Below are 791 nucleotides of genomic sequence, written 5' to 3'. Positions count from 1 at the left end.
GATGAAGAAGAGACTCACGCGATCCGGTCTGGTGAGCGCCACCCTCGTTGCCGCCCTCGCCCTGACCGGCTGCGCTCCCACGTCCACCCCGGCCGCTACGAGCACCGCAGAGGCGGCCACCGCCTCGGCGAACGCGAGCGTTTCACCGTCCGCGAGCGCCATGACGTGCAGCACCGCTTCGGCCGTCGACACCAGCGGCGTCTCCGCCGCGGACGCGGGTATGCAGGCCGAGGGGGCCTGGGGCCGGGGCGACTACGCCACCGCGCTGGCGTGGGCCAAGGTAGCTGCGGACGGCGGTGATTCCCGCGGCCAGAGGGTCCTGGGCATCCTCTACCTCGACGGACAGTGCACCGAAAAGGACTACGGCCAGGCGCTGATCCTGCTCAAGAAGGCCACCGAGGCCGGTGACATGAAGGCGCCCCGCTACGTCGGGCAGATCTACACCGAAGGCCTGGGCGTGACGAAGGACCCTGCCAAGGGTGCCGAGTACTACCGGACGGGTGTGGACCGGGGCGACATCAGCAGCATGGTCGCCCTCGGGGACCTGTACGTGGCCGGGGCCGGGGTCACCCAGGACTACGCCAAGGCCCTGGAGCTGTACACCAAGGCGGCGGAACGTGCCGACCATGTCGGAGCGCCGGCGATGACGGCCATCGGCCGTCTGTACGAGGAGGGTCTCGGCGTCACCAAGAACCTCAGTACCGCCGAGGAGTGGTACCGCAAGGCCATCGCGGCCGGAGACACGAGCGCCCAGACCGACCTCGACCGCGTCCTCGCGGCACAGAAGTGAC

At 69.8% G+C, this 791-nt stretch carries 1 protein-coding gene; it reads left to right on the top strand.

All coding sequences use genetic code 11. From position 1 onward, the window contains the following. Nucleotides 1-790: tetratricopeptide repeat protein (locus tag ICC28_RS40030; RefSeq protein WP_223190810.1), on the top strand; the 790-nt coding region annotated here is incomplete at its 5' end. Nucleotide 791 lies beyond the last annotated feature (1 nt).

The organism is Streptomyces sp. TRM68416 (assembly GCF_014596915.1).
Classification (GTDB): Bacteria; Actinomycetota; Actinomycetes; order Streptomycetales; family Streptomycetaceae; genus Streptomyces.
This window is presented reverse-complemented; position numbering and strand designations above follow the sequence as displayed.